Below are 20,286 nucleotides of genomic sequence, written 5' to 3'. Positions count from 1 at the left end.
CCTGCCGGAGATGCCGGACAGGCTCCAACGAAAGTCAACGGGGCGACGGTGCCCCCAGGCACGACGCTACGCCACACGCAGTGGCTCAGCTTACCAATGCCGCAGGTCTCCCCCAAACCGGTGGGCGAACCCGCAGGTGCCCGCGGGTGCACGAGCATCCCGCGGGGCGTGCGACCATGGGAGACGGCATACCCTGCCGTCCCCACTGTCCGCCTGTGAGTCTGCGAACGGATCCCGGTGCCAGCGCCCGAGCCCAACAAGACCGACCCCGCGATCATCCGCAACTTCTGCATCATCGCGCACATCGACCACGGCAAGTCGACCCTGGCCGACCGGATGCTGCAGCTGACCGGGGTGGTCGAGGACCGCCAGATGCGCGCCCAGTACCTCGACCGGATGGACATCGAGCGCGAGCGCGGCATCACGATCAAGAGCCAGGCGGTCCGCCTGCCCTGGTCGTCGGACGGCACCGACTACGTGCTGAACCTCATCGACACCCCCGGCCACGTCGACTTCTCCTACGAGGTGTCGCGGTCGCTCGCCGCCTGCGAGGGCGCGGTGCTGCTGGTGGACGCCGCCCAGGGCATCGAGGCGCAGACGCTCGCCAACCTGTACCTGGCGCTGGAAGCCGACCTGCACCTCATCCCGGTGCTCAACAAGATCGACCTGCCCGCGGCGCAGCCCGACAAGTACGCCGAGGAGATCGCCGGCATCATCGGCTGCGACCCCGCCGACGTGCTGCGGGTCTCCGGCAAGACCGGCGAGGGCGTGCGCGAGCTGCTCGACCGCATCGTGCAGACGGTGCCCGCCCCGGTCGGCGACCCGGACGGCCCGGCCCGCGCGCTGATCTTCGACTCGGTGTACGACACCTACCGCGGCGTCGTCACCTACGTGCGGATCATCGACGGGCACCTGTCGCGCCGCGAGAAGTCGCTGATGATGTCCACCGGCGCCGCGCACGAGACCCTCGAGGTCGGTGTGATCTCGCCCGAGCCGAAGCCGGTCGGCGGCCTCGGCGTCGGCGAGGTCGGCTACCTCATCACCGGCGTGAAGGACGTCCGGCAGGCGCGCGTCGGCGACACCGTCACGACCGCGAACAAGCCGGCCCCGGACGCGCTCGGCGGCTACCAGGACCCGAAGCCGATGGTGTTCTCGGGCCTGTACCCGATGGACGGCGACCAGTACCCCGACCTGCGCGACGCCCTCGACAAGCTGCGGCTGAACGACGCCGCGCTGATCTACGAGCCGGAGACGTCGGCGGCGCTCGGCTTCGGGTTCCGCTGCGGCTTCCTCGGCCTGCTGCACATGGAGATCGTGCGCGAGCGGCTGGAGCGCGAGTTCAACCTCACGCTGATCTCCACCGCGCCGAACGTCATCTACCGGGTGGTGATGGAGGACGGCACCGAGCACACCGTCACCAACCCGAGCGAGTTCCCCGAGGGCAAGATCTCCCACGTGTACGAGCCGGTGGTGAAGGCCACGCTGCTCTCGCCGGCCGACCACATCGGCGCGATCATGGAGCTCTGCCAGGGCCGCCGCGGCGTGCTCCAGGGCATGGACTACCTGTCCGAGGACCGGGTGGAGATCCGCTACACGCTGCCGCTCGCCGAGATCATCTTCGACTTCTTCGACCAGCTGAAGTCGCGCACCCGCGGCTACGCCTCCCTCGACTACGAGCCGAGCGGCGAGCAGGAGGCCGACCTCGTCAAGGTCGACATCCTGCTGCAGGGCGAGTCGGTCGACGCCTTCAGCCAGATCGTGCACAAGGACAAGGCCCGCGAGTACGGCCTCATGATGACGGCCAAGCTCAAAGAGCTCATCCCGCGCCAGCAGTACGAGGTGCCCATCCAGGCCGCCATCGGCGCCCGCATCATCGCCCGCGAGAACATCCGCGCCATCCGCAAGGACGTCCTCGCCAAGTGCTACGGCGGCGACATCTCCCGCAAGCGCAAGCTGCTGGAGAAGCAGAAGGAGGGCAAGAAGCGGATGAAGACGATCGGCCGCGTCGACGTCCCCCAAGAGGCCTTCGTCGCCGCGCTGTCCACCACCGAGGCGTCGGCGGACAAGGCGAAGAAGTGAGCGGCCGGGGGGCAAGAAGCGGATGCTGCGCCCCCTTCGGCCGCGTCGACGTCCCGCAAGAGGCCTTCGTCGCCGCGCTGTCCACCACCGAGGCGTCGGCGGACAAGGCGAAGAAGTGAGCGGCCGGGGGGCAAGAAGCGGATGCTGTGCCCCCTTCGGCCGCGTCGACGTCCCCCAAGAGGCCTTCGTCGCCGCGCTGTCCACCACCGAGGCGTCGGCGGACAAGGCGAAGAAGTAGCCGTCCGTCCCGGCAGGGCGACGGAAGGTCAGGGGGATCTCGCAAAGCGGTGGTGACGGACTGTCCGGGCGAGGACACTGGGCGTTGTGACGCACACGCTGCTGCATCAGGTGCTCGTCTCGGACCTCGTGGTCCCCGTCGGGCTGGCCGAGCTGCCGGGCCAGGAGTCGCTCACCGGGTTCGGCGCCCGCGTGTCGGACGACACCTGGCTCCGGTGCGACCTCATGGTCTACCGCAAGGAGCAGGCGCGCGGCGACCTCTGGTACATCCGGGGCGCCCCGCTGCTCGCCGTCGAGGTGGCGTCCGACGCCTCGCGCGGCGCCGACCTCCGGGCCAAGAAGGACCTGTACGAGCGGTTCGCCGTGCCGTCGTACTGGGTGGTGGACCTGCGGGACGACGAGCCCGAGGTGCAGGTGTACGAGCTCGGCGGCGACGGCCGCTACGCGCACGTCGCGCGGGCGGTGCGGGGCGGCCCGGCCGAGCTGTCCCGCCCGTTCCCGATCCGGCTCGACCTCGACGACATCTTCGACCGGCTGCCCAGCCGCAGCGCGCCCAGGAGGCCCAGCACCGTGACCACCGAGGCCGCCCCCCAGGCGGGGCCCGACCTGCCGCACCGCGAGGACCCGTTCCTCATCGACGCCTTCGGGCACCGCTGGCCGACCGGCGCGGAGAAGGTCGAGCTCTGGGACGGCTGCCCGGTGTTCTACGGGGTGTGGGACGCGCGCGACGTCGAGATCGCCGAGCGTGCCTACCCGGGGCGCGTCGTCCGCCTCGACCAGCCGCCCGGCGATCCCGGCACCATGACGATCCTGCCGGCCCCCGCCGCCGCGGCCGAGGACGCGGCGGCCGGCTAGACGGCGCGGCCCCCGGCGGTCGCGCCGGGGGCCGCGCGTCCGGCTACTTGACCAGCGGCCAGGCCAGGACGGCCGGGACCTGCCGGAACTCGCCCCGGTTCGCGGCCCGCGCCGCCCACACCAGGGCGGCGAACATCACCGCGGTGTACAGCACCGCGACGAGGATGAGCTGCTCCATCAGCAGCATCAGCAGCAGCCCGACCACCCAGACGGCGACCGAGGCGATGCCCATGTTCAGCGCCTGCGCGGCGTGCCGCCGCACGAACGGCGTCCGGGCCCTGCCGAGGTAGACGACGGCCGGGGCGATCGCGCCGGCGACGAACTGCCCGATGTAGGACATCAGCGCCCAGGACCGGTCGTCCTCGGTGGCCGGCCCGTAGTGCTGCGGAGCGGGCGGGCGCTGCGGCTGCGGCGGTTGCTGCTGCCAGCCGCCCTGCTGGGGCGCGCCCTGCCGCCGGTACTGGTCGTGCTGCTGCTGCCAGGCCGGCGGCTGCTGCGGCTGCTGCCAGCCGCCGGGGCGGGGACCGGGCGGCGGCGGGGGAGGCCCGTAGGACATGAGGGCGTCCTCTCCGAGGGGTCGAAGGTCACGGCGGAGTGTACGACCACTCCGACGCATCGGCTCCTCACAGGTTCCCATGTTCCCAGAGCACCGCCGAGGGCTTCTCCGGCGTGAGCGTCACCGACCCGCGCCAGGTGATCGACGGCGTGCCCGGCAGGTAGCCCGCGTCCAGGAAGAACCCCCGGTCGACGGCGGTGACGGTGGCGGGCGCGCCGTTGTCGCCGGCGCCGATGGGGCTGCGCAGCGCCTCCAGCGACGCGACGTCGTCCAGCGTCGTCCCGAGCGGCAGCTCGACGGTGGTCGCGACGGCGCCGTCCCGGTCGATGGCGACGGCGTGGTCGTCGTGGTCGGACCGGTAGAGCCGCGCCGGGTCGCTGCGCAGCCGGACGCCGAGCGCGACGCCCGGCACCGACCCGGTGCCGGTGGCGGCGCCGGTCGTCTTGGCGAACTCGGCGAACAGGTAGGAGCGCGGGTCGCCGACGGCCTTGGTGGCCGGCGAGGACGGGCTCTCGATCTTGCCCTCGCGGACCAGCTCCTGGGAGGTGATCCGGTACGTCCACGGGTTCCGGTCCATGATCACTTCGCGGGCGCGGTCGGCGGGCCGGGTGGCGGTCGCGTCCAGCAGGAAGCGGAGCGGCGCGCCCGGCGTGACGGCGTCGCACATGTTGTTGTTGACCGTGCAGGTCTGCAGGACGGGGTGGTCGCCCTCGTAGGCGCCGGTGAAGTGGAAGGTCTGGTGCTCGGGCGCCTGGTAGACGTCGCTGCCGGGCACCCGCCGCCACCGCTCGTCCACCTCGACGCGGTAGACCCACTCGATGTCGGTGGTGCGGCCCCAGCGGGCCATCAGGGCGGGGGTGTCGGTGCCGCCGTCCTCGTTGCTCCAGATCACCGAGTACTCCAGGATCCGGTGCCCGGCCGTGGCGGCCGGCCTGGTCTCGTGCCAGGCGACGAGCGGGGTGTCGCTGTAGGCGTTCTGGTACGGGTCGTTGTTCGGCAGGCCGGTGCGGCCGACGACGACGGGCGCGAAGCGCAGCACCGGGTCCTGCGACACCCGCACCGACGGGCGCCCGAGCGTGACGACGCGGGCCGCCGCGGCGCTGCCCTTGGCGAAGCGCAGCGTCACCCTGTGGCGGCCGCGCCGCACGGCGCCGAGACCGAGCGTGCGGGGGATCGCGGTGGCGGACGGGACGACGAGGTCGGTGACGTGCCGGCCGTCCACGGCGATGGACACGACGGCGGACTCGGCGCCCTTGCGGTCCCAGGAGACGCCGGGGGCGGCGGGGGACACCGAGAGGACGGCCTCGCCGGCGCGGGCGGCGGTGAACGCCAGCGTGCGGGCGGGGCCGCCGCGCCGCACGGACGGTGCGGGGGAGGGGCGGGCGGAGGCGGCGGGGACGGTGAGAAGGGGAGCGGCGAGGAGGGCGCCGGACAGGCCGAGGGCGGTGGTGCGTACGCGGCTTCTCATGGCCCCGGAGGCTAGGCGGGCGAGGTGGCCGCCAGGTGAAGATCGAGACTACGGTCCGTCGACGCCGGGCGGCGCCGGGAACTGCAGGGCGGCGCCGGTGAAACGGCCGGGGGAGCGGCCGCCGCCGGGGGCGTACAGCCGCAGCCCGAGGGCGGGCAGCAGGGCCCGGTAGCCGTTCTGCAGGACCTCGTGGCCGAGGTCGCGGAACAGCGTGACGACGTCCGCGGCGGGCTCGTCCAGCAGGTCCACGCCGTCCAGGCGGAGCCGCAGCTCGGGGTTGCCGCTCCAGCCGTCCGCGCGCTGCCCGTAGATCCAGGCGACCCGCGGCACCCCGTCCGGGCCGCGGGCGGACGCCGCCGACAGCGAGCCGCGGCCGACCCGCACGCTCTGGTGGTCGGTGTAGCCGCAGAGGAACGACGCGGCCGGGCCCTCGACGCCGCAGCGCCGCGCGACCGAGTCGAGCACCGACCGGACGTCGGCGGCGGGCGTGGAGAACAGCAGGTGCGCGTCGGGCAGCACCGCGCCGCGGCCGGGCTCCAGCACCACCACGAACGGCGCGACCCGGCCGGGGAACCGCGCCGGGTCGGGGTCGCGGAGGGTGACCAGGCCCTCCCACTCGACCGGCTCGGCCACGGCGAACCAGGAGATGGCGGCCTCGACGCCGAGCTCGTCGAAGGTGCGGTCGGTGACGGCCCGCTCGGCGAGCTCGCGGGCCGCCGCGGCCGTCTCGGCGAGCCGCCGCGGCCACCAGGACGGCTCGGGATCGGCGCGGCCCGCCGCGTCCCAGCGGACGCCGGCGCCGGGTACCCGGACCCGCTCGCGGCCGTCCTTCTCGTCGATGACCTCGTAGTGCCAGCCGCCGGGCTCGCCGCGCAGCAGCACCCGTGCCGGCACCCGCCCGTAGTGGCCGGCGGCGCCGTCGTCCCCGTTGCCCATCGAGGCGACCCTATCCGCATCGGCGGGCCGCGCGCCGCCGGTATCTTCGTACCGGTCACGCGGGCATCGTCCGGTAACGTCCCCGCCGTCCCGCCACGCGGCGCCCGCGACACGGGCGTCCTCCCATGACCTGCGCGGATATCCCGGTACGGTCGGGTGACGTCCCCTCGCCCGCCGCCCCGCCCGCGCCCGTCCGGAGGTTCCCCGCGTGACCCACGCAGAGCAGGTTCTGCGCTCCGCCAAGGAGCGGGAGGTGGTGCAGGGCGCCGTCCGGGCCCTGCGCGCCGCCGCGCCGTTCGGCTGGGAACGCCTGGGGTTCGAGTTCCACGCGACCGTCGGCATCGACAGCGTGCTGTTCGAGATCGAGGACTCCACCGGCGCGGTCCGCACGTCCATGCCGCCGGGGCAGGCCCTCGGGAAGATGGACGAGCTGCGCCGCGTCATGTACCGGGGCGACAAGGGCGCCTGGTTCACCGCCCGGCTGGACGTGGAGCGCTCCGGCCGGTTCAGCGCCGAGTTCGACTTCGACGCCGAGCCCGCCTTCACGCCGCCGCTGACGGCGGACGCCTACCGGCGCGACCTGGAGCGGTTCCCGCGCGCCGCCGAGCACGTCCCGGCCTGGCTGCGCGAGCGCCTCGCCGGCGCCTGAGCGGGCGCCGGGCGTCCGGAGCAGCCCCGGGGGCAGGGCAGACTTGGCGGGTGCCCTCGACCCTGCCCGACGGCGATCCGGTCCCCGCCGACGGCGCGCTGCCCGGCGGCGCGCTCGCCGGCCTCGGCTCCCGTCCCTTCGCCTTCTACGTGCACGTCCCGTTCTGCGTGACGCGCTGCGGCTACTGCGACTTCAACACCTACACCGCGACCGAGCTCGGCCCCGGCGCGAGCCGCGACGACTACGCGGCGACCGCGATCGCCGAGGTGCGGCAGGCGCGGCGGGTGCTCGGCGACGCCGACCTGCCCGTCCGGACGGTGTTCGTGGGCGGCGGCACCCCGACGCTGCTGCCGCCCGGCGACCTCGGCCGGATCCTCGCCGCGATCGACGCCGAGTTCGGGCTCGCCCCGGACGCGGAGGTCACCACCGAGGCCAACCCGGAGACCGTGGACGCCCGCTACCTCGGCGAGCTGCGCGCGAACGGCTTCACCCGCGTGTCCTACGGCATGCAGAGCGCCCGCGAGCACGTCCTGAAGGTGCTGGACCGCACCCACACCCCCGGCCGCGTCCCGCGGGTCGTGGAGTGGACGCGGGCGGCCGGGTTCGCGCACGTCAACCTCGACCTGATCTACGGGACGCCCGGCGAGAGCGACGCCGACTGGCGGGCCTCCCTGGAGGCCGCCCTCGCCTGCGGCCCCGACCACGTGTCGGCGTACGCGCTGATCGTGGAGGAGGGCACCCGGCTGGCCGCGCGGGTCCGCCGCGGCGAGCTGACCCCGCCCGACGACGACGCGATGGCCGACCGCTACCTGATGGCCGAGGAGCTGCTGTCGGCGCACGGCCTGCACTGGTACGAGATCTCCAACTGGGCGGCGTCGCCCGAGGCCGCCTGCCGGCACAACCTGCTGTACTGGACGGGCGCCGACTGGTGGGGCGTCGGCCCCGGCGCGCACAGCCACGTCGGCGGCACCCGCTGGTGGAACGTCAAGCACCCCGCGGCGTACGCGGCCCGCCTCGCCGAGGGCGTGACGCCCGCGCACGCCCGCGAGGTGCTGGCGGACGAGGACCGCCGGTTCGAGCGGATCATGCTGGAGATCCGGCTCGCCGGGGGCTGCCCGCTGGACCTGCTCGACGACGGCGCGGTGCGCCGCGCCGTCGCCGAAGGGCTGGTCGAGGAGGAGCCCTACGAGCGCGGCCGGGCCGTGCTGACGCTGCGCGGCCGCCTGCTCGCCGACGCCGTGGTCCGCGACCTCACTTGATCATCGGCCAGGCCATGAAGGCCGGGAAGCGGTACCACTCGCCCCGGTTGGCGGCGACCGACGCCAGGATGAGGAACACCACCTGGGCGATGCTGAAGGCGATCATGGTGAAGATGCCGATGATCAGGAAGATCAGGATGAAGTTGATCATCAGGTAGACCAGCTGGGTGATCGCGAAGTTCAGGCCCTGGGCGCCGTGGTGCCGCAGGAACGGCGACTGGTCCTTGCGGGCCAGGTAGACCACCAGCGGCGCGATGAATCCGGCGATGAGCTGGCCGAGGTGGCCGAGCATCGCCCACGTCCGCTCGTCCTGCGTCGGCTGCCCCGCCGCCTGGTACGGCTGCACCTGCCCGTAGGCGTCGTAGCCGTAGGCGGGCTGGCCGTAGCCGTAGGGCTGCTGCCCGTACCCGGGCTGCCCGTACGGCTGCTGCTGCCCGTACTGCTGCTGCCCGTACTGCTGCTGTTGGCCGTACTGCTGGTACGGGTCCTGGCCGTACGGCGCCTGCCCGTAGGGCTGCTGCCCGTACTGCTGCCCGTACTGCCGCCCGCCGTAGGGGTCGCCCTGCTCGGAGTGGTCCTGCGGTCCGTCGGTCATCTGTCCCCCGGGTTCCGGATCGAGGAGGTCGGGTTCAGGGCGCCGTGACGAAGTCGATCAGTTCCTCGACCCGGCCGAGCAGCGCCGGCTCCAGGTCGCCGTACGCCGACACCGAGCCGAGGATCCGCTGCCAGGCCGCGCCGGTCTCCTCCCGCCAGCCGAGCGCGTCCAGCACCCCTTCCTTCCAAGGTACGCCGCGCGGGACGTCGGGCCAGGCCCGAATGCCGACCGCCGCCGGCTTGACCGCCGCCCAGACGTCGATGAACGGGTGCCCGGTGACCAGCACGTGCGGCGAGGAGACCCGCGCGGCGATCCGGCTCTCCTTGGAGCCCTCGACCAGGTGGTCGACCAGGACGCCGAGGCGGCGCCCCTCCCCGGGGCCGAACTCGGCGACGATCGCGGGCAGGTCGTCGACGCCCTCCAGGTACTCCACGACGACGCCCTCGACCCGCAGGTCGTGGCCCCAGATCTTCTCCACCAGCTCGGCGTCGTGCCGGCCCTCGACGTAGATCCGGCTCTCCCGGGCCACCTTCGCCCGCAGCCCCCGCACCGCGATCGACCCGGACGCCGACCGCGCCGGCCCGGCGGGGGCGGCGGCGGGCCGCACGAGCGTCACCGGCGCGCCGTCGATGAGGAACCCGGCGGGCGCGAGGGGGAACAGGCGGCGCTTGCCGAACCGGTCCTCCAGCGTGACGCCGAACTTGTCGCAGCCGACCACGGCGCCGCAGAACCCGCTGGCCGGATCCTCCGCCACCAGGCCCGGTTCCGCCGGGATCTCGGGGATCGTGCCCTTGCGCGGCAGCCGCCAGTCGCCCGCCAGTACGTCCTCGCCGTAGTCGCGCGTCGCCATGGAAGGGGACTTTAACGAGACCGCGGGCCGCCCGGCACCTCCGGACCGGGCCCGGCGGGCCGTACACTTGGCACTCGGAAGTACGGAGTGCCAGTACAAGGGGCATGGGAGGTGGCCGGGTGCTCGACGACAGGAAACTCGCCGTCCTGCGCGCCATCGTGGAGGACTACGTGTCCACCAACGAGCCGGTCGGGTCCAAGGCCCTGGTGGACCGCCACAACCTCGGCGTCTCCTCGGCGACGATCCGCAACGACATGGCGGTGCTGGAGGAGCAGGGCTACATCACCCAGCCGCACACCAGCGCGGGCCGGGTGCCGACCGACAAGGGCTACCGGCTGTTCGTGGACCGGCTGTCGCAGATCAAGCCCCTGTCGTCGGCCGAGCGGCGCGCCATCGAGACCTTCCTCGGCGGCGCCTACGACCTGGACGACGTCGTCGGCCGCACGGTGCGGCTGCTCGCGCAGCTCACCCGGCAGGTCGCGGTCGTGCAGTACCCCTCGCTCACCCGCTCGACGGTGCGGCACGTGGAGATCGTCCCGGTGGCCGCGCACCGGCTGCTGCTGGTGGTGATCCTCAACACCGGGCGGGTCGAGCAGCGGCTCATCGAGACGCTCGGCCCGGTCAGCGAGGAATCGATCGGCCACCTGCGGGCGTTGCTCAACACGTGCCTGGACGGGTGCGGCCTCGGCGAGGTGCCGCTGGCCGTCGCCGACCTTCCCGAGAAGATCGGCGCGGACGACCGGCCGCTGGCGGGCGCGGTGCTGTCGGTGCTGCTGGAGAGCCTGGTCGACCGGCACGAGGAGAAGATCGTCTTCGCCGGCGCCGCCAACCTCGCCCACGTGGACTTCTCGCAGAGCCTGCGCGACGTCCTGGAGGCGCTGGAGGAACAGGTGGTGCTCATGCGATTGCTCGGCGAGACCGGCGACTCCTCTACTGTTACGGTGCGGATCGGCACCGAGAACCCCGACGAGGGGCTCCGGTCCACCTCCGTCGTCGCCGCCGGTTACGGCACGGGCGACATGACCCTGGCCCGCCTCGGTGTACTCGGGCCGACACGCATGGATTACCCCAGCACGATGGGAGCGGTACGGGCAGTGGCACGCTACGTCGGACAGATCCTGGCGGGGTCGTAAGTGGCCAACGACTACTACGCGACCCTCGGCATCGCACGCGACGCCGGTCCGGACGAGGTCAAGAAGGCATACCGGCGGCTGGCCCGCGAGCTGCATCCTGACGTCAACCCCGACCCCGGGACGCAGGAGCGCTTCAAGGAGATCACCCAGGCGTACGAGGTGCTCTCCGACCCCAAGAAGCGCGAGATGTACGACCTCGGCGCCGACCCGTTCGCGCGCGGCGGCGGTCCCGGCGGCTTCGGCCCCGGCGCGGGGTTCCAGTTCAGCGACATCGTGGACGCCTTCTTCGGCACCGCGTCCGCGCGGGGCCCGCGCAGCCGCGCCCGGCGCGGCCGCAACGCCACGCTGCGCGTCGAGCTCGACCTCGCCGAGAGCGCCTTCGGCACCACCCGCGAGCTGTCCATCGACACCGCGGTGACCTGCACCTCCTGCCAGGGCGAGGGCACCGCGCCCGGCACCCATCCCGACACCTGCGACACCTGCAACGGCCGCGGCGAGGTGCAGCAGGTGCAGCGGTCCTTCCTCGGCCAGGTCATGACGGCCCGGCCCTGCCCGCAGTGCGGCGGCTTCGGCAGCGTCATCCGCAACCCCTGCCCCGAGTGCGCGGGCGACGGCCGGGTCCGGTCGCGGCGCAACGTCAAGGTCAAGATCCCGGCCGGGGTGGAGAACGGCATCCACATCCAGCTCGCCGGCGAGGGCGAGGTCGGCCCCGGCGGCGGCCCGCCCGGCGACCTCTTCCTGGAGATCGTCGAGCGCCCGCACCCGATCTTCGAGCGGGACGGCGACGACCTGCACTGCACCGTGGAGATCCCGATGACCGCGGGCGCCCTCGGCACCACCGTGACGGTGGAGACGCTGGACGGCGCCGAGGACGTCGACATCAAGCCCGGCACCCAGGCCGGACAGGTGATCACCATGTACGGGCGCGGCGTCCGCCACCTCAACGAGAGCGGCCGCGGCGACCTCAACATCCACGTCAACGTCGAGACGCCGGGCCACCTGGACGAGGAGCAGGAGGAGCTGCTCCGCCGCCTCGCCAAGCTGCGCGGCGAGGAGCGCCCGCCCGGCAAGTTCGCCCCCGGGCAGCGCGGGGTGTTCTCGCGCCTGCGCGACGTGTTCAACCAGCACTAGGGCGGCCGGTCATGAGTCCGCCGGTGTTCCTGGCCGACGGCGCCGCGCTGGAGCGCGCCGCCGTCGTCCTCGACGGCCCGGAGGGGCGGCACGCCGCGGCGGTGCGCCGCCTGCGGGCCGGCGAGCGCGTCGACCTCACCGACGGCGCCGGGCTGCTCGCCGAGTGCGTCGTCACCGGCGCGGGCAAGGTGTCGCTGACGCTGGAGGTGCTCGCCCGCCACCGCGAGCCGCCGCCCGCGCCGCGCCTCGTCGTGGTGCAGGCGCTGCCGAAGGGCGACCGCGGCGAGCTCGCCGTCGAGACGATGACCGAGGTCGGCGTCGACGAGATCGTTCCCTGGTCGGCGGCGCGCTGCGTCACCCAGTGGAAGGCCGAGCGCGGCGCCAAGGCCCTCGCCCGCTGGCGGAGCACCGCCCGCGAGGCCGGCAAGCAGGCCCGCCGGGCCCGCCTCCCCGAGGTCGCCGACCTCGCCTCCACCAAGGCCGTCGCCGCCCGCATCGCGGGCGCCGCCGGCGCCGTCGTCCTGCACGAGGAGGCGGCGGAGCCGCTCAGCGCCGTCGCGCCGCCCACCGCCGGCGACCTCGTCGTGGTGGTCGGCCCCGAGGGCGGCATCGCCCCCGAGGAACTGGAGGCGTTCGCCGATGCCGGCGGCAGGGCCGTCAGGCTCGGGCCGACGGTGCTGCGCACCTCCACCGCCGGAGTCGCCGCCGCGTCGGTCCTGCTGGCCGCCACAGGACGCTGGTAGCCGGACGCGCGAACGCCCCGCCTCCCTGACCCAGGGGGAGCGGGGCGTTCGCGCGTACGGCTAGGGGGAGACGCCGGCGTCGGCCGGGTTGTTGGCCGCGGCCGAGTCGCTCGGCGTTTCGGTGGCCGTCGGCTGGTCCGTCGTCGGAGCCGGGGTCGGCGACGTGCTGGACTGCGGCGGCGGCGTGGTGGCCGGCGGCGCGCTCGTCGGCGCCGCGGTCGGCGTCGGGCAGGACCCGGACTTGCCGTGCGCGTTGGCCGCCGTGGCGCTGGACGGCGACGAGGGACCCTTCGCCGTCGGCGACGGGCAGGCCGTGCCGCCCGAGGAGGAGGTCGGGGACGGGGCCGCGGTGGGCCGCGACGCGCCCGCGTCCGGACCGTGCCCGGGAGCCGACTGCGTCCCGGCCGGGACGCCCTGCGACGGCGGGCCGCCCTGAACGGGGCCCGACTGGCGGCCGTGGTCGGGGGAGCCGCTCCCGCCGGCCTGGATGATGTCGAGGGTCTGCGGCGCCGAGACGCCGATGCCGGCGATCACCACGGCCGCGCCGACCGCGAGCACCGGCCTGCCCCAGGTCGCGGTGAACCACTCCCAGCCCGGCCAGCGGGCGCGCCGCCGGTCGTCGATGCGGCCGCGGATGCGCTCCAGGCCGCCGGGGGAAGGGCTGACCTGGTCCGCCTCCGCGTTCAGGGCGCGGCGCAGGACCTCGCCGAGCTCGTCGTGGGGGCCCGTGGTCATGAGAACTGCTCCAGAACGTTGCGTAGTGCGGTCATGCCGCGCGCGGTGTGGCTCTTCACGGCGCCACGCGAGATGCCCATGCTGTGGGCGATCTCGGCTTCGGACAGGTCGGCGTAGTAGCGCAGCACCAGCGCCTCGCGCTGCCGCGCGGGGAGCCGGTGCAGGGCCGCCACGACCGCGGAGCGCTCCAGCTCCCCGATCGCGCCCGCCTCCGCGCTCGGCGCGTCCGGCAGCCCCTTCGGGGCGTACTTCTCCACGACGGCGCGGTGCCGCAGCACCGACCGCGACCGGTTCACCACCGACTGCCGCAGGTACGACAGCGCCTTGTCGGGGTCGCGGAGGCGCCGCCAGCCGCCGTGCATGGCGACGAACGCGTCCTGCACGACCTCCTCGGCCGTCCCCGCGTCGCGCACCAGCATGGCGGCCAGCCGCACGAGGGAGCGGTAGTTCGCGCTGTACAGCGCGGTCACCGCCTGGTCGGCATCCCAGGCGACGGCCACCGCCCCCGCCGCGCCCCTGGCCACGAGGGTCTCGGTCACGTCAGTGGGACGCCCAGCCTCGTCACCCGGTTTACGAAAGGCCATCTTCTGTCTTGCCCCGGTCACCTTTTCGCCGCCTTCACCGTGCCCCGGCCGCCCCTTCCGGACCGCCTCCGAGAACGGCGTGGACATGGCGGTCCCGGCCGGTTCAGGCGGGAGTGCGCAGCGCCGGGGGAACGCCTGAATTGCCAACCTTAAACCGAGTAAGGGGCGTCTTGGGTCGATCCATGACAGGACGATCGACCCGGCGGCGCGCGGCCCCGTCACCGCACGGGCCGATGCCGCCCGCCCCGCCGCTGCGGCGATAGTGTTCGCCCATGACGGACTGCCTCTTCTGCAAGATCGTTTCGGGGGACGTGCCCGCCGAGGTCGTCCGCGCGTCGGAGCGCACCCTGGCCTTCCGCGACATCAACCCGCAGGCGCCCACCCACGTGCTGGTCATCCCGCGCGACCACCACCCGAACGCCGCCGCGCTCGCCGCCGCCGACCCCGGCCTGACCGCCGACCTGCTCCGCGAGGCCCACGAGGTCGCCGCGGCCGAGGGCGTCGCCGATAGCGGCTACCGGATCGTCTTCAACACCGGCGCGGAGGCCGGCCAGACCGTCTTCCACGTGCACGCGCACGTCCTCGGCGGCCGTGGCCTCAACTGGCCGCCCGGCTGACCCCCGCCGCCGCGACCGGCCCCGCCGCCGCCCGCCGTTAATCCGGCGGCGGCGCCCCGGGACCGCCCAGTACCATGGACGACGTCAGACGAGGTGGCATCCAGGAGACAGAAGGCAGGTCGCGAGGCCGCAAGGCCCGGCTGATGGTCCAATCAACGCAACGGGGACGCGACGACCGCGACGGCGCGCGTTCGCAGATCAAGATCGTGGTGCCGGACGACCACTCCATGGTGAGCCTGCTCGGCTCCCGGGACGAGCTGCTGCACGTCGTCGAGCGCGCCTTCCACAGCGACATCCACGTCCGCGGCAACGAGATCACCGTGACCGGGCCGCCCGCCGAGACCGAGCTGGTCGCCCGCCTGTTCGCCGAGCTGATCGAGCTGCTGCGGGGCGGCGCCCAGCTCACCCCCGACGCCGTCGAGCGCAGCCTGGCGATGCTGCGCGGCCCGTCCGAGGAGCGCCCCGCCGAGGTGCTCACCCTGGACATCCTGTCCAGCCGGGGCCGCACCATCCGCCCGAAGACGCTGAACCAGAAGAAGTACGTCGACTCCATCGACCGGCACACCATCGTGTTCGGCATCGGCCCCGCCGGCACCGGCAAGACCTACCTGGCCATGGCCAAGGCGGTCAAGGCGCTGCAGGACAAGAAGGTCAACCGCATCATCCTGACCCGCCCGGCGGTCGAGGCGGGCGAGCGGCTCGGCTTCCTGCCCGGCACCCTCTACGAGAAGATCGACCCCTACCTGCGGCCCCTCTACGACGCGCTGCACGACATGGTCGACCCCGACTCGATCCCCCGCCTCATGACCGCCGGCACCATCGAGGTCGCCCCCCTGGCCTACATGCGGGGAAGGTCGCTCAACGACTCGTTCATCATCCTGGACGAGGCGCAGAACACCTCGCCCGAGCAGATGAAGATGTTCCTCACCCGGCTCGGGTTCGGGTCCAAGGTCGTCGTCACCGGCGACGTCACGCAGGTCGACCTGCCCGGCGGGCAGCAGAGCGGCCTGCGGGTGGTGCAGGACATCCTGGCGGGCGTCGACGACATCGACTTCTGCCGGCTGACCAGCCACGACGTGGTGCGGCACAAGCTCGTCGGCGACATCGTGGACGCCTACAGCCACTACGAGGCGGCCGAGGCGACGCGGGGGACGGCGGAGCTGAAGCACGGGGCGGGGCGCTCCAACGGCGCGCCGCGCAAGCGGGGGCGGTCATGAGCGTCGAGGTGCTGAACGAGTCGGGCGTGCCCGCCGACGAGGAGGCGCTCGCCGCCCTCGCCCGGCACGCCCTGGACGCGCTGCGGGTGCACCCGCTGGCCGAGCTGTCGGTCCTGCTGGTCGACGAGGAGGCCATGACCGAGCTGCACGTCAAGTGGATGGACGAGCCGGGCCCGACGGACGTGCTGTCGTTCCCGATGGACGAGCTGCGGCCCGGCGCCCTCGACGGCGGCGCCGACGAGGACGGCGAGCTCGACCCGGGGCTGCTCGGCGACATCGTGCTCTGCCCGGCGGTCGCCGAGCGGCAGGCGCACGAGGCCGGCCACTCGACGGAGGCCGAGCTGGAGCTGCTGACGGTGCACGGCGTGCTGCACCTGCTCGGCTACGACCACGCCGAGCCCGAGGAGCACAAGGAGATGTTCGGCCTGCAGGCCGAGCTGCTGGAGTCCTGGCGGGAGAAGCGCAAGCAGCCGTGAACGGCGATGGACGGCCCCGGGCGGGGGCGGATTCATGAGCACCCTCCAAGGGTGGCTGATCGCGGTGGCCATCGGGCTGGTGGTGCTGGCGGGGCTGCTGGCGGGGACGGAGGCGGCGCTCGCCCGGGTGTCGCGGGTGCGCGTCGAGGACCTCGTCCGCGAGGGGCGGCGCGGCGCGGACCGGCTCGCCGAGGTCGTCGCCGACCCGGCCCGGTACGTCAACATGGTGCTGCTGCTGCGGATCGGCTGCGAGCTGGTCGCGACGGTGATCGTGGCGGACCTCTGCATCACCTGGCTGGACGAGGGGTGGGCGGCCTACGCGACGGCGGCCGCGCTGATGATCGTGGTGAGCTACGTGGCGGTCGGCGTCGGGCCGCGCACGCTCGGCCTCCAGCACGCCGACCGGATCGCGCTCGCCGGCGCCGCGGTGATCCATCCGGTGACGCGGGTGTTCGGGCCGCTGCCGCGGCTGCTGATCCTGCTCGGCAACGCGCTGACGCCCGGCAAGGGCTTCCGCGAGGGGCCGTTCGCGTCCGAGGCGGAGCTGCGCGACCTGGTGGACCTCGCCGAGCAGCGCAGCCTGATCGAGCCGGACGAGCGGCAGATGATCCACTCGGTGTTCGAGCTCGGCGACACGCTGGTGCGCGAGGTGATGGTGCCGCGCACCGACATCGTGTTCATCGAGCGCGGCAAGACGCTGCGGCAGGCGATGAGCCTCGCGCTGCGCAGCGGGTTCTCGCGGATCCCGGTGGTCGGCGAGAACGAGGACGACGTCGTCGGCATCGCCTACCTGAAGGACGTGGTGCGCCGCAACCACGAGCATCCCGGCGGGGACGCGGTGGAGCGGGTGGAGACGGTGATGCGGCCGGCGACCTACGTGCCCGACAGCAAGCCGATCGACGAGCTGCTGCGCGAGATGCAGGCCCGCCAGATCCACCTCGCCGTGGTGATCGACGAGTACGGCGGCACCGCCGGGCTGGTCACCATCGAGGACATCCTGGAGGAGATCGTCGGGGAGATCGCCGACGAGTACGACGTCGAGGCGCCGCGGGTGGAGTGGCTGGCGCAGGGCGCGGCGCGGGTGACGGCGCGGCTGCCGGTCGAGGAGCTCGCCGAGCTGTTCGGCGTGGAGATCGAGGTGCCGGAGGTGGAGACGGTCGGCGGGCTGCTCGCGCACGCCCTCGGCCGGGTGCCGATCGAGGGGTCCACCGCGACGGTCGAGGGCCTCAGCCTGCGGGCGGAGAGCATCGCCGGCCGGCGGAACCGGATCGGGACCGTGCTGGTCCGCCCGCTGCCCGCCGAGCAGGACGCCGAAACCGCCGCCGGGCAAGGCTTTCCGCGACTTCCCCAGGGTTAATTTCAAGATCGTCCAGGGCAGGTTCCCGCGCGTCGAGGAATTCGGGGGGCCGCATGGCGCGCAGGACGATCGCCTGCTGGACAGTCCCGCTCGCCGCCGTCCTGGCGGCGGCGGCCGGCTGCGGGACGGAGACGGTGGCGGCACGGCAGGTCGCGGTGCCGGTGGAGCAGCGGGGCGTGACCGCCGCGCTGGTGTCCCAGCGCGATCTGCCGGCGGGGTTCTACCCGGCGGCGACCCGCCGGGTCCTCACCGGGCTGAAGCCCGCCGACCCCGAGTGCGCGCGCCTGATCCGCGTCGCCGACGCCGACGACGCGGACGATCTGCGCGGGACGGGCGACGTCCCGCAGGCGCACACCGCGTTCTACCAGCCGGACGTGGCGGTCAGCGTCGCCGAGCACGTGTACCGGCTGCCGGCCGGCGGGGCCGCCGCGCAGCTGAAGGCGGTCCGCGACGCCGTCGCGAAGTGCCCGGCGCTGGAGATGGACACCGGGGACGGCAAGGTGAAGTTGCACCGGCAGCGGCTGGCCGACCCGAAGGGGGCCAAGGACCCGGTCGCGGTCCGCTACGCGCAGGGGAAGGGGCCGACCAGGTCCGGGCTGGACATCGTCATGGGCCGCCGGGACGACCGGATGATGGTCGTCGCCGCGGCCGGGGCGCTCGACATGCCGGCCGCGGCCGCGATGGTGCGGGCCGAGGCGCGGGCGTTCCGCAAGCTGGCGGACGCCCGCCCCTGAGGCGGCCGGCTCAGACGGTGGCGCGCAGCGCGCCGTCGGGCCCGGCGACGAGCACCGGCGCCGCGGCGCCGAGGTCGCGGACGGCGGCGACGTCGGTGTCGCGGGCGCCGTTCCCGGCGGTGACCAGCGCGGCGGCCTCCAGGCCCTCGGCGCCGCTGGACACGGCCATGGCCACCGCGACCTGGAGGGCGGTGAGCCGCAGCGACGGCAGGTCGACGGTCGTGGCGGCGTAGGTGCGGCCGGTCTCGTCGCGCACGGCGGCGCCCTCGGCGGCGCCGTTGCGGGCGCGCGAGGCCCGCGCCAGCGTGATGATCTTCAGGTCCTCGGCGTTCGGTTCAGTCACGGAGGCCAGCCTAGGACGCGGGCGGCGGGCCGGTGGACGGCGCCCACCTCCGGGTGGGCGACAATTGGAGGTGTGAGAGCGCCCGCAGACACCACGACCGACGGCTTCCGATCGGGCTTCGCCTGCTTCATCGGGCGCCCCAATGTGGGCAAGTCGACCCTGATGAACGCCCTGGTCGGCACGAAGGTTGCCATCACCAGCAGCCGCCCGCAGACGACCCGGCGCGCCATCCGCGGCATCGTGCACCGCCCGGACGCCCAGCTCATCGTCGTCGACACCCCCGGCCTGCACAAGCCGAAGACGCTGCTCGGCGAGCGGCTGGACAGCCTGGTCCGCTCCACCCTGACCGAGGTGGACGCGATCGGCTTCTGCGTGCCCGCCGACCAGCCGGTCGGGCCGGGCGACAGGTTCATCGCCCGCGAGCTGGCCGGGGTGAAGCGGACGCCGATCGTGGCGATCGTCACCAAGACCGACCTGGCGACGCCGCAGCAGGTCGCCGAGCAGCTCCTCGCGGTCGGGCGGCTCGGCGAGTTCGCCGACATCGTGCCGTGCTCGGCCGCCGACGGGTTCCAGGTGGACCTGGTCGGCGACCTGCTGATCGGGCATCTGCCGGCGGGCGCGCCGCTCTACCCCGAGGGCGACCTCACCGACGAGCCCGAGCAGGTCCTGATGGCCGAGCTGATCCGGGAGGCGGCGCTGGAGGGCGTCCGCGACGAGCTGCCGCACTCGATCGCCGTCGTGGTCGACGACGTGGCGCCCCGCGAGGGCCGCGGCGACCTGGTGGACGTGTACGCGCACCTGTTCGTCGAGCGGCCGTCGCAGAAGGGCATCATCATCGGGCACAAGGGGGAGCGGCTCCGCGCCGTCGGCGCCGCCGCCCGCAAGCAGATCGAGGCGCTGCTCGGCACCCGCGTCTACCTCGACCTGCGGATCAAGGTGCTGAAGGACTGGCAGCGCGACCCGAAGCAGCTGCGCCGGCTCGGCTTCTACGACTGATCGGCGGCGGGCGCGCCGGGGACGTCCGGGGACCGGCGCGCCACCCGCGCGACGACCGGCCGGGCGAGGCCGAGCCCGAGGACGAGCAGGGACGCGGCGACGGCCAGGTACCAGCCGTAGTCGAGGGCGACCTCGGTCTGCGCGCCGAACACCTCGTCGCGGCCGGCCATCTCCTCGGCGCCGCGCTCCAGCCGGACCAGGAACACCAGGCAGGCGACGAGCGCGAGGGCGCCCGGCACGGCGGTGAGCAGCGCGATCCAGCGGTCCCGGCCGAGCAGCCCCCAGACGGCCAGCACGATCGCGGTGACGGCGAGGACCGGCACCACCAGGACCGTCCCGTCGGCCTCGATGCCGGCGGCGGTGACGGTCCGCTCGGGCAGCACCTGCCCGAAGATCGAGACGCCGAAGGTGGCGTGCGCCCAGGGCAGGAACGCCGACACGAGCAGCGCCGCGGCGGCCGCGACGGTGGCGAGGGCCCAGGCGGACGCGCCGCCGGGCGGCGGGACGGCGCCGGTGGTCGCGCCGGCCGCCGGGACGTCCGCGGTCGCGCCGGCCGCCGGGACGTCCGCGGCCGGGACGTCCGCCGCCGGCTCGGCCGGGTCCTGCTCGGGCGGCAGGAAGCGCGGCCGGGCGGCCCGCGCGGGGCCCTCGGAACCCTGGTCACCACTCATGGACCCAGCGTAGAGGGCGGCCGCCGGGCGGCCCGGCATTCCCCCGGGCGGGCCACGCCGGTGCG

The 20,286-nt window shown here is 74.0% G+C and carries 22 protein-coding genes; 13 read left to right on the top strand and 9 right to left on the bottom strand.

All coding sequences use genetic code 11. The features are described from left to right. The first annotated feature begins 237 nt into the window (after nucleotides 1-237). On the top strand, nucleotides 238-2,079 hold the full coding sequence (gene lepA / locus K1Y72_RS14315) for a translation elongation factor 4 (RefSeq protein WP_220166788.1): 1,842 nt from the start codon (nucleotides 238-240) through the stop codon (nucleotides 2,077-2,079). Between the two features lie 324 nt (nucleotides 2,080-2,403). Further along, nucleotides 2,404-3,171 (top strand): Uma2 family endonuclease, encoded by a 768-nt coding sequence (locus K1Y72_RS14310; RefSeq protein WP_220166787.1) that lies wholly within the window; start codon nucleotides 2,404-2,406, stop codon nucleotides 3,169-3,171. Between the two features lie 43 nt (nucleotides 3,172-3,214). Here the strand turns inward: K1Y72_RS14310 and K1Y72_RS14305 are convergent, their stop codons facing one another. The 3 genes from K1Y72_RS14305 to K1Y72_RS14295 form a co-directional block, all read right to left on the bottom strand. Further along, complete coding sequence (locus K1Y72_RS14305) at nucleotides 3,215-3,727, bottom strand: magnetosome magnetite crystal formation protein family (RefSeq protein WP_220166786.1); 513 nt, start codon at nucleotides 3,725-3,727, stop codon at nucleotides 3,215-3,217. Nucleotides 3,728-3,794: 67 nt separating this feature from the next. Then, on the bottom strand, nucleotides 3,795-5,195 hold the full coding sequence (locus tag K1Y72_RS14300) for a hypothetical protein (protein WP_220166785.1): 1,401 nt from the start codon (nucleotides 5,193-5,195) through the stop codon (nucleotides 3,795-3,797). 48 nt (nucleotides 5,196-5,243) lie between these two features. After that, nucleotides 5,244-6,131, bottom strand: a complete 888-nt coding sequence (locus tag K1Y72_RS14295) for a hypothetical protein (protein ID WP_220166784.1) — start codon at nucleotides 6,129-6,131, stop codon at nucleotides 5,244-5,246. A 208-nt stretch (nucleotides 6,132-6,339) separates the two neighbouring features. Between K1Y72_RS14295 and K1Y72_RS14290 the strand changes: the two genes are divergently transcribed. Then, entirely contained in the window at nucleotides 6,340-6,780 is a 441-nt protein-coding gene (locus K1Y72_RS14290; RefSeq protein ID WP_220166783.1) for a hypothetical protein, read from the top strand. A 50-nt stretch (nucleotides 6,781-6,830) separates the two neighbouring features. Continuing rightward, nucleotides 6,831-8,039: a radical SAM family heme chaperone HemW gene (gene hemW / locus K1Y72_RS14285; RefSeq protein ID WP_220166782.1), complete on the top strand. Its 1,209-nt coding sequence runs from the start codon at nucleotides 6,831-6,833 to the stop codon at nucleotides 8,037-8,039. Here hemW and K1Y72_RS14280 read toward each other — a convergent pair. Both K1Y72_RS14280 and K1Y72_RS14275 read right to left on the bottom strand, forming a co-directional pair. Beyond that, on the bottom strand, nucleotides 8,032-8,634 hold the full coding sequence (locus tag K1Y72_RS14280) for a DUF4870 domain-containing protein (RefSeq protein WP_220166781.1): 603 nt from the start codon (nucleotides 8,632-8,634) through the stop codon (nucleotides 8,032-8,034). The genes hemW and K1Y72_RS14280 overlap by 8 nt on opposite strands. 34 nt (nucleotides 8,635-8,668) lie before the next feature. Beyond that, complete coding sequence (locus tag K1Y72_RS14275) at nucleotides 8,669-9,484, bottom strand: DUF3097 domain-containing protein (RefSeq protein WP_220166780.1); 816 nt, start codon at nucleotides 9,482-9,484, stop codon at nucleotides 8,669-8,671. A gap of 119 nt (nucleotides 9,485-9,603) precedes the next feature. On the opposite strand from K1Y72_RS14275, the gene hrcA reads away from it, so the two are divergent. Genes hrcA through K1Y72_RS14260 form a run of 3 tightly spaced genes read left to right on the top strand, consistent with a single transcriptional unit; the run spans nucleotide 9,604 to nucleotide 12,491 of the window. Further along, nucleotides 9,604-10,617, top strand: coding sequence for a heat-inducible transcriptional repressor HrcA (gene hrcA, locus K1Y72_RS14270; RefSeq protein ID WP_220166779.1), 1,014 nt, complete (start codon nucleotides 9,604-9,606; stop codon nucleotides 10,615-10,617). Then, on the top strand, nucleotides 10,618-11,748 hold the full coding sequence (gene dnaJ, locus K1Y72_RS14265; RefSeq protein ID WP_220166778.1) for a molecular chaperone DnaJ: 1,131 nt from the start codon (nucleotides 10,618-10,620) through the stop codon (nucleotides 11,746-11,748). A gap of 11 nt (nucleotides 11,749-11,759) precedes the next feature. Beyond that, nucleotides 11,760-12,491, top strand: coding sequence for a 16S rRNA (uracil(1498)-N(3))-methyltransferase (locus K1Y72_RS14260; protein WP_220166777.1), 732 nt, complete (start codon nucleotides 11,760-11,762; stop codon nucleotides 12,489-12,491). 60 nt (nucleotides 12,492-12,551) lie between these two features. Here the strand turns inward: K1Y72_RS14260 and K1Y72_RS14255 are convergent, their stop codons facing one another. Together K1Y72_RS14255 and K1Y72_RS14250 are read right to left on the bottom strand one after the other, a co-directional pair. Beyond that, nucleotides 12,552-13,226: a hypothetical protein gene (locus tag K1Y72_RS14255; RefSeq protein WP_220166776.1), complete on the bottom strand. Its 675-nt coding sequence runs from the start codon at nucleotides 13,224-13,226 to the stop codon at nucleotides 12,552-12,554. After that, on the bottom strand, nucleotides 13,223-13,765 hold the full coding sequence (locus tag K1Y72_RS14250; RefSeq protein WP_220166775.1) for a SigE family RNA polymerase sigma factor: 543 nt from the start codon (nucleotides 13,763-13,765) through the stop codon (nucleotides 13,223-13,225). Before K1Y72_RS14250 ends, K1Y72_RS14255 begins: the two co-directional genes overlap by 4 nt. 317 nt (nucleotides 13,766-14,082) lie before the next feature. On the opposite strand from K1Y72_RS14250, the gene K1Y72_RS14245 reads away from it, so the two are divergent. The 5 genes from K1Y72_RS14245 to K1Y72_RS14225 all read left to right on the top strand — a co-directional run bounded on the left by K1Y72_RS14245 (nucleotide 14,083) and on the right by K1Y72_RS14225 (nucleotide 18,211). After that, entirely contained in the window at nucleotides 14,083-14,427 is a 345-nt protein-coding gene (locus K1Y72_RS14245) for a histidine triad nucleotide-binding protein (protein ID WP_220166774.1), read from the top strand. A 143-nt stretch (nucleotides 14,428-14,570) separates the two neighbouring features. Further along, nucleotides 14,571-15,644, top strand: coding sequence for a PhoH family protein (locus K1Y72_RS14240; protein WP_220166773.1), 1,074 nt, complete (start codon nucleotides 14,571-14,573; stop codon nucleotides 15,642-15,644). Continuing rightward, nucleotides 15,641-16,120 (top strand): rRNA maturation RNase YbeY, encoded by a 480-nt coding sequence (gene ybeY, locus K1Y72_RS14235; RefSeq protein ID WP_220166772.1) that lies wholly within the window; start codon nucleotides 15,641-15,643, stop codon nucleotides 16,118-16,120. Before K1Y72_RS14240 ends, ybeY begins: the two co-directional genes overlap by 4 nt. Nucleotides 16,121-16,154: 34 nt before the next feature. Continuing rightward, nucleotides 16,155-17,477 carry a hemolysin family protein gene (locus K1Y72_RS14230; protein WP_220166771.1) on the top strand — a complete coding sequence of 441 codons (1,323 nt, stop codon included), beginning with the start codon at nucleotides 16,155-16,157 and terminating at the stop codon, nucleotides 17,475-17,477. A 53-nt stretch (nucleotides 17,478-17,530) separates the two neighbouring features. Further along, on the top strand, nucleotides 17,531-18,211 hold the full coding sequence (locus K1Y72_RS14225) for a hypothetical protein (protein ID WP_220166770.1): 681 nt from the start codon (nucleotides 17,531-17,533) through the stop codon (nucleotides 18,209-18,211). Between the two features lie 10 nt (nucleotides 18,212-18,221). Here K1Y72_RS14225 and K1Y72_RS14220 read toward each other — a convergent pair whose 3' ends face one another. Then, complete coding sequence (locus tag K1Y72_RS14220; protein WP_220166769.1) at nucleotides 18,222-18,554, bottom strand: cytidine deaminase-like protein; 333 nt, start codon at nucleotides 18,552-18,554, stop codon at nucleotides 18,222-18,224. A gap of 72 nt (nucleotides 18,555-18,626) precedes the next feature. On the opposite strand from K1Y72_RS14220, the gene era reads away from it, so the two are divergent. Further along, nucleotides 18,627-19,550, top strand: a complete 924-nt coding sequence (gene era / locus K1Y72_RS14215) for a GTPase Era (RefSeq protein ID WP_308287069.1) — start codon at nucleotides 18,627-18,629, stop codon at nucleotides 19,548-19,550. On the opposite strand, the gene K1Y72_RS14210 is transcribed toward era, so the two are convergent. After that, the gene (locus K1Y72_RS14210) at nucleotides 19,541-20,221 is read right to left on the bottom strand and encodes a hypothetical protein (protein ID WP_220166768.1); all 681 of its coding nucleotides are present in this window, start codon (nucleotides 20,219-20,221) and stop codon (nucleotides 19,541-19,543) included. The genes era and K1Y72_RS14210 overlap by 10 nt on opposite strands. Nucleotides 20,222-20,286 lie beyond the last annotated feature (65 nt).

This window comes from Actinomadura parmotrematis, assembly GCF_019458805.1.
Taxonomy (GTDB): Bacteria; Actinomycetota; Actinomycetes; order Streptosporangiales; family Streptosporangiaceae; genus Spirillospora; species Spirillospora parmotrematis.
The sequence above is the reverse complement of the archived record's forward strand: the minus strand, read 5'-3'. Positions and strand labels throughout refer to the sequence as shown.

What these genes read in the sequence shown, in the direction of transcription:
- K1Y72_RS14305 (WP_220166786.1), bottom strand. Translation starts at nt 3,727, where the DNA reads ATGTCCTACGGGCCTCCCCCGCCGCCGCCCGGTCCCCGCCCCGGCGGC.
- K1Y72_RS14225 (WP_220166770.1), top strand. Translation starts at nt 17,531, where the DNA reads ATGGCGCGCAGGACGATCGCCTGCTGGACAGTCCCGCTCGCCGCCGTC.
- K1Y72_RS14295 (WP_220166784.1), bottom strand. Translation starts at nt 6,131, where the DNA reads ATGGGCAACGGGGACGACGGCGCCGCCGGCCACTACGGGCGGGTGCCG.
- K1Y72_RS14275 (WP_220166780.1), bottom strand. Translation starts at nt 9,484, where the DNA reads ATGGCGACGCGCGACTACGGCGAGGACGTACTGGCGGGCGACTGGCGG.
- K1Y72_RS14245 (WP_220166774.1), top strand. Translation starts at nt 14,083, where the DNA reads ATGACGGACTGCCTCTTCTGCAAGATCGTTTCGGGGGACGTGCCCGCC.
- K1Y72_RS14210 (WP_220166768.1), bottom strand. Translation starts at nt 20,221, where the DNA reads ATGAGTGGTGACCAGGGTTCCGAGGGCCCCGCGCGGGCCGCCCGGCCG.
- K1Y72_RS14255 (WP_220166776.1), bottom strand. Translation starts at nt 13,226, where the DNA reads ATGACCACGGGCCCCCACGACGAGCTCGGCGAGGTCCTGCGCCGCGCC.
- K1Y72_RS14230 (WP_220166771.1), top strand. Translation starts at nt 16,155, where the DNA reads ATGAGCACCCTCCAAGGGTGGCTGATCGCGGTGGCCATCGGGCTGGTG.
- K1Y72_RS14260 (WP_220166777.1), top strand. Translation starts at nt 11,760, where the DNA reads ATGAGTCCGCCGGTGTTCCTGGCCGACGGCGCCGCGCTGGAGCGCGCC.
- K1Y72_RS14240 (WP_220166773.1), top strand. Translation starts at nt 14,571, where the DNA reads ATGGTCCAATCAACGCAACGGGGACGCGACGACCGCGACGGCGCGCGT.
- ybeY (WP_220166772.1), top strand. Translation starts at nt 15,641, where the DNA reads ATGAGCGTCGAGGTGCTGAACGAGTCGGGCGTGCCCGCCGACGAGGAG.
- K1Y72_RS14300 (WP_220166785.1), bottom strand. Translation starts at nt 5,195, where the DNA reads ATGAGAAGCCGCGTACGCACCACCGCCCTCGGCCTGTCCGGCGCCCTC.
- K1Y72_RS14280 (WP_220166781.1), bottom strand. Translation starts at nt 8,634, where the DNA reads ATGACCGACGGACCGCAGGACCACTCCGAGCAGGGCGACCCCTACGGC.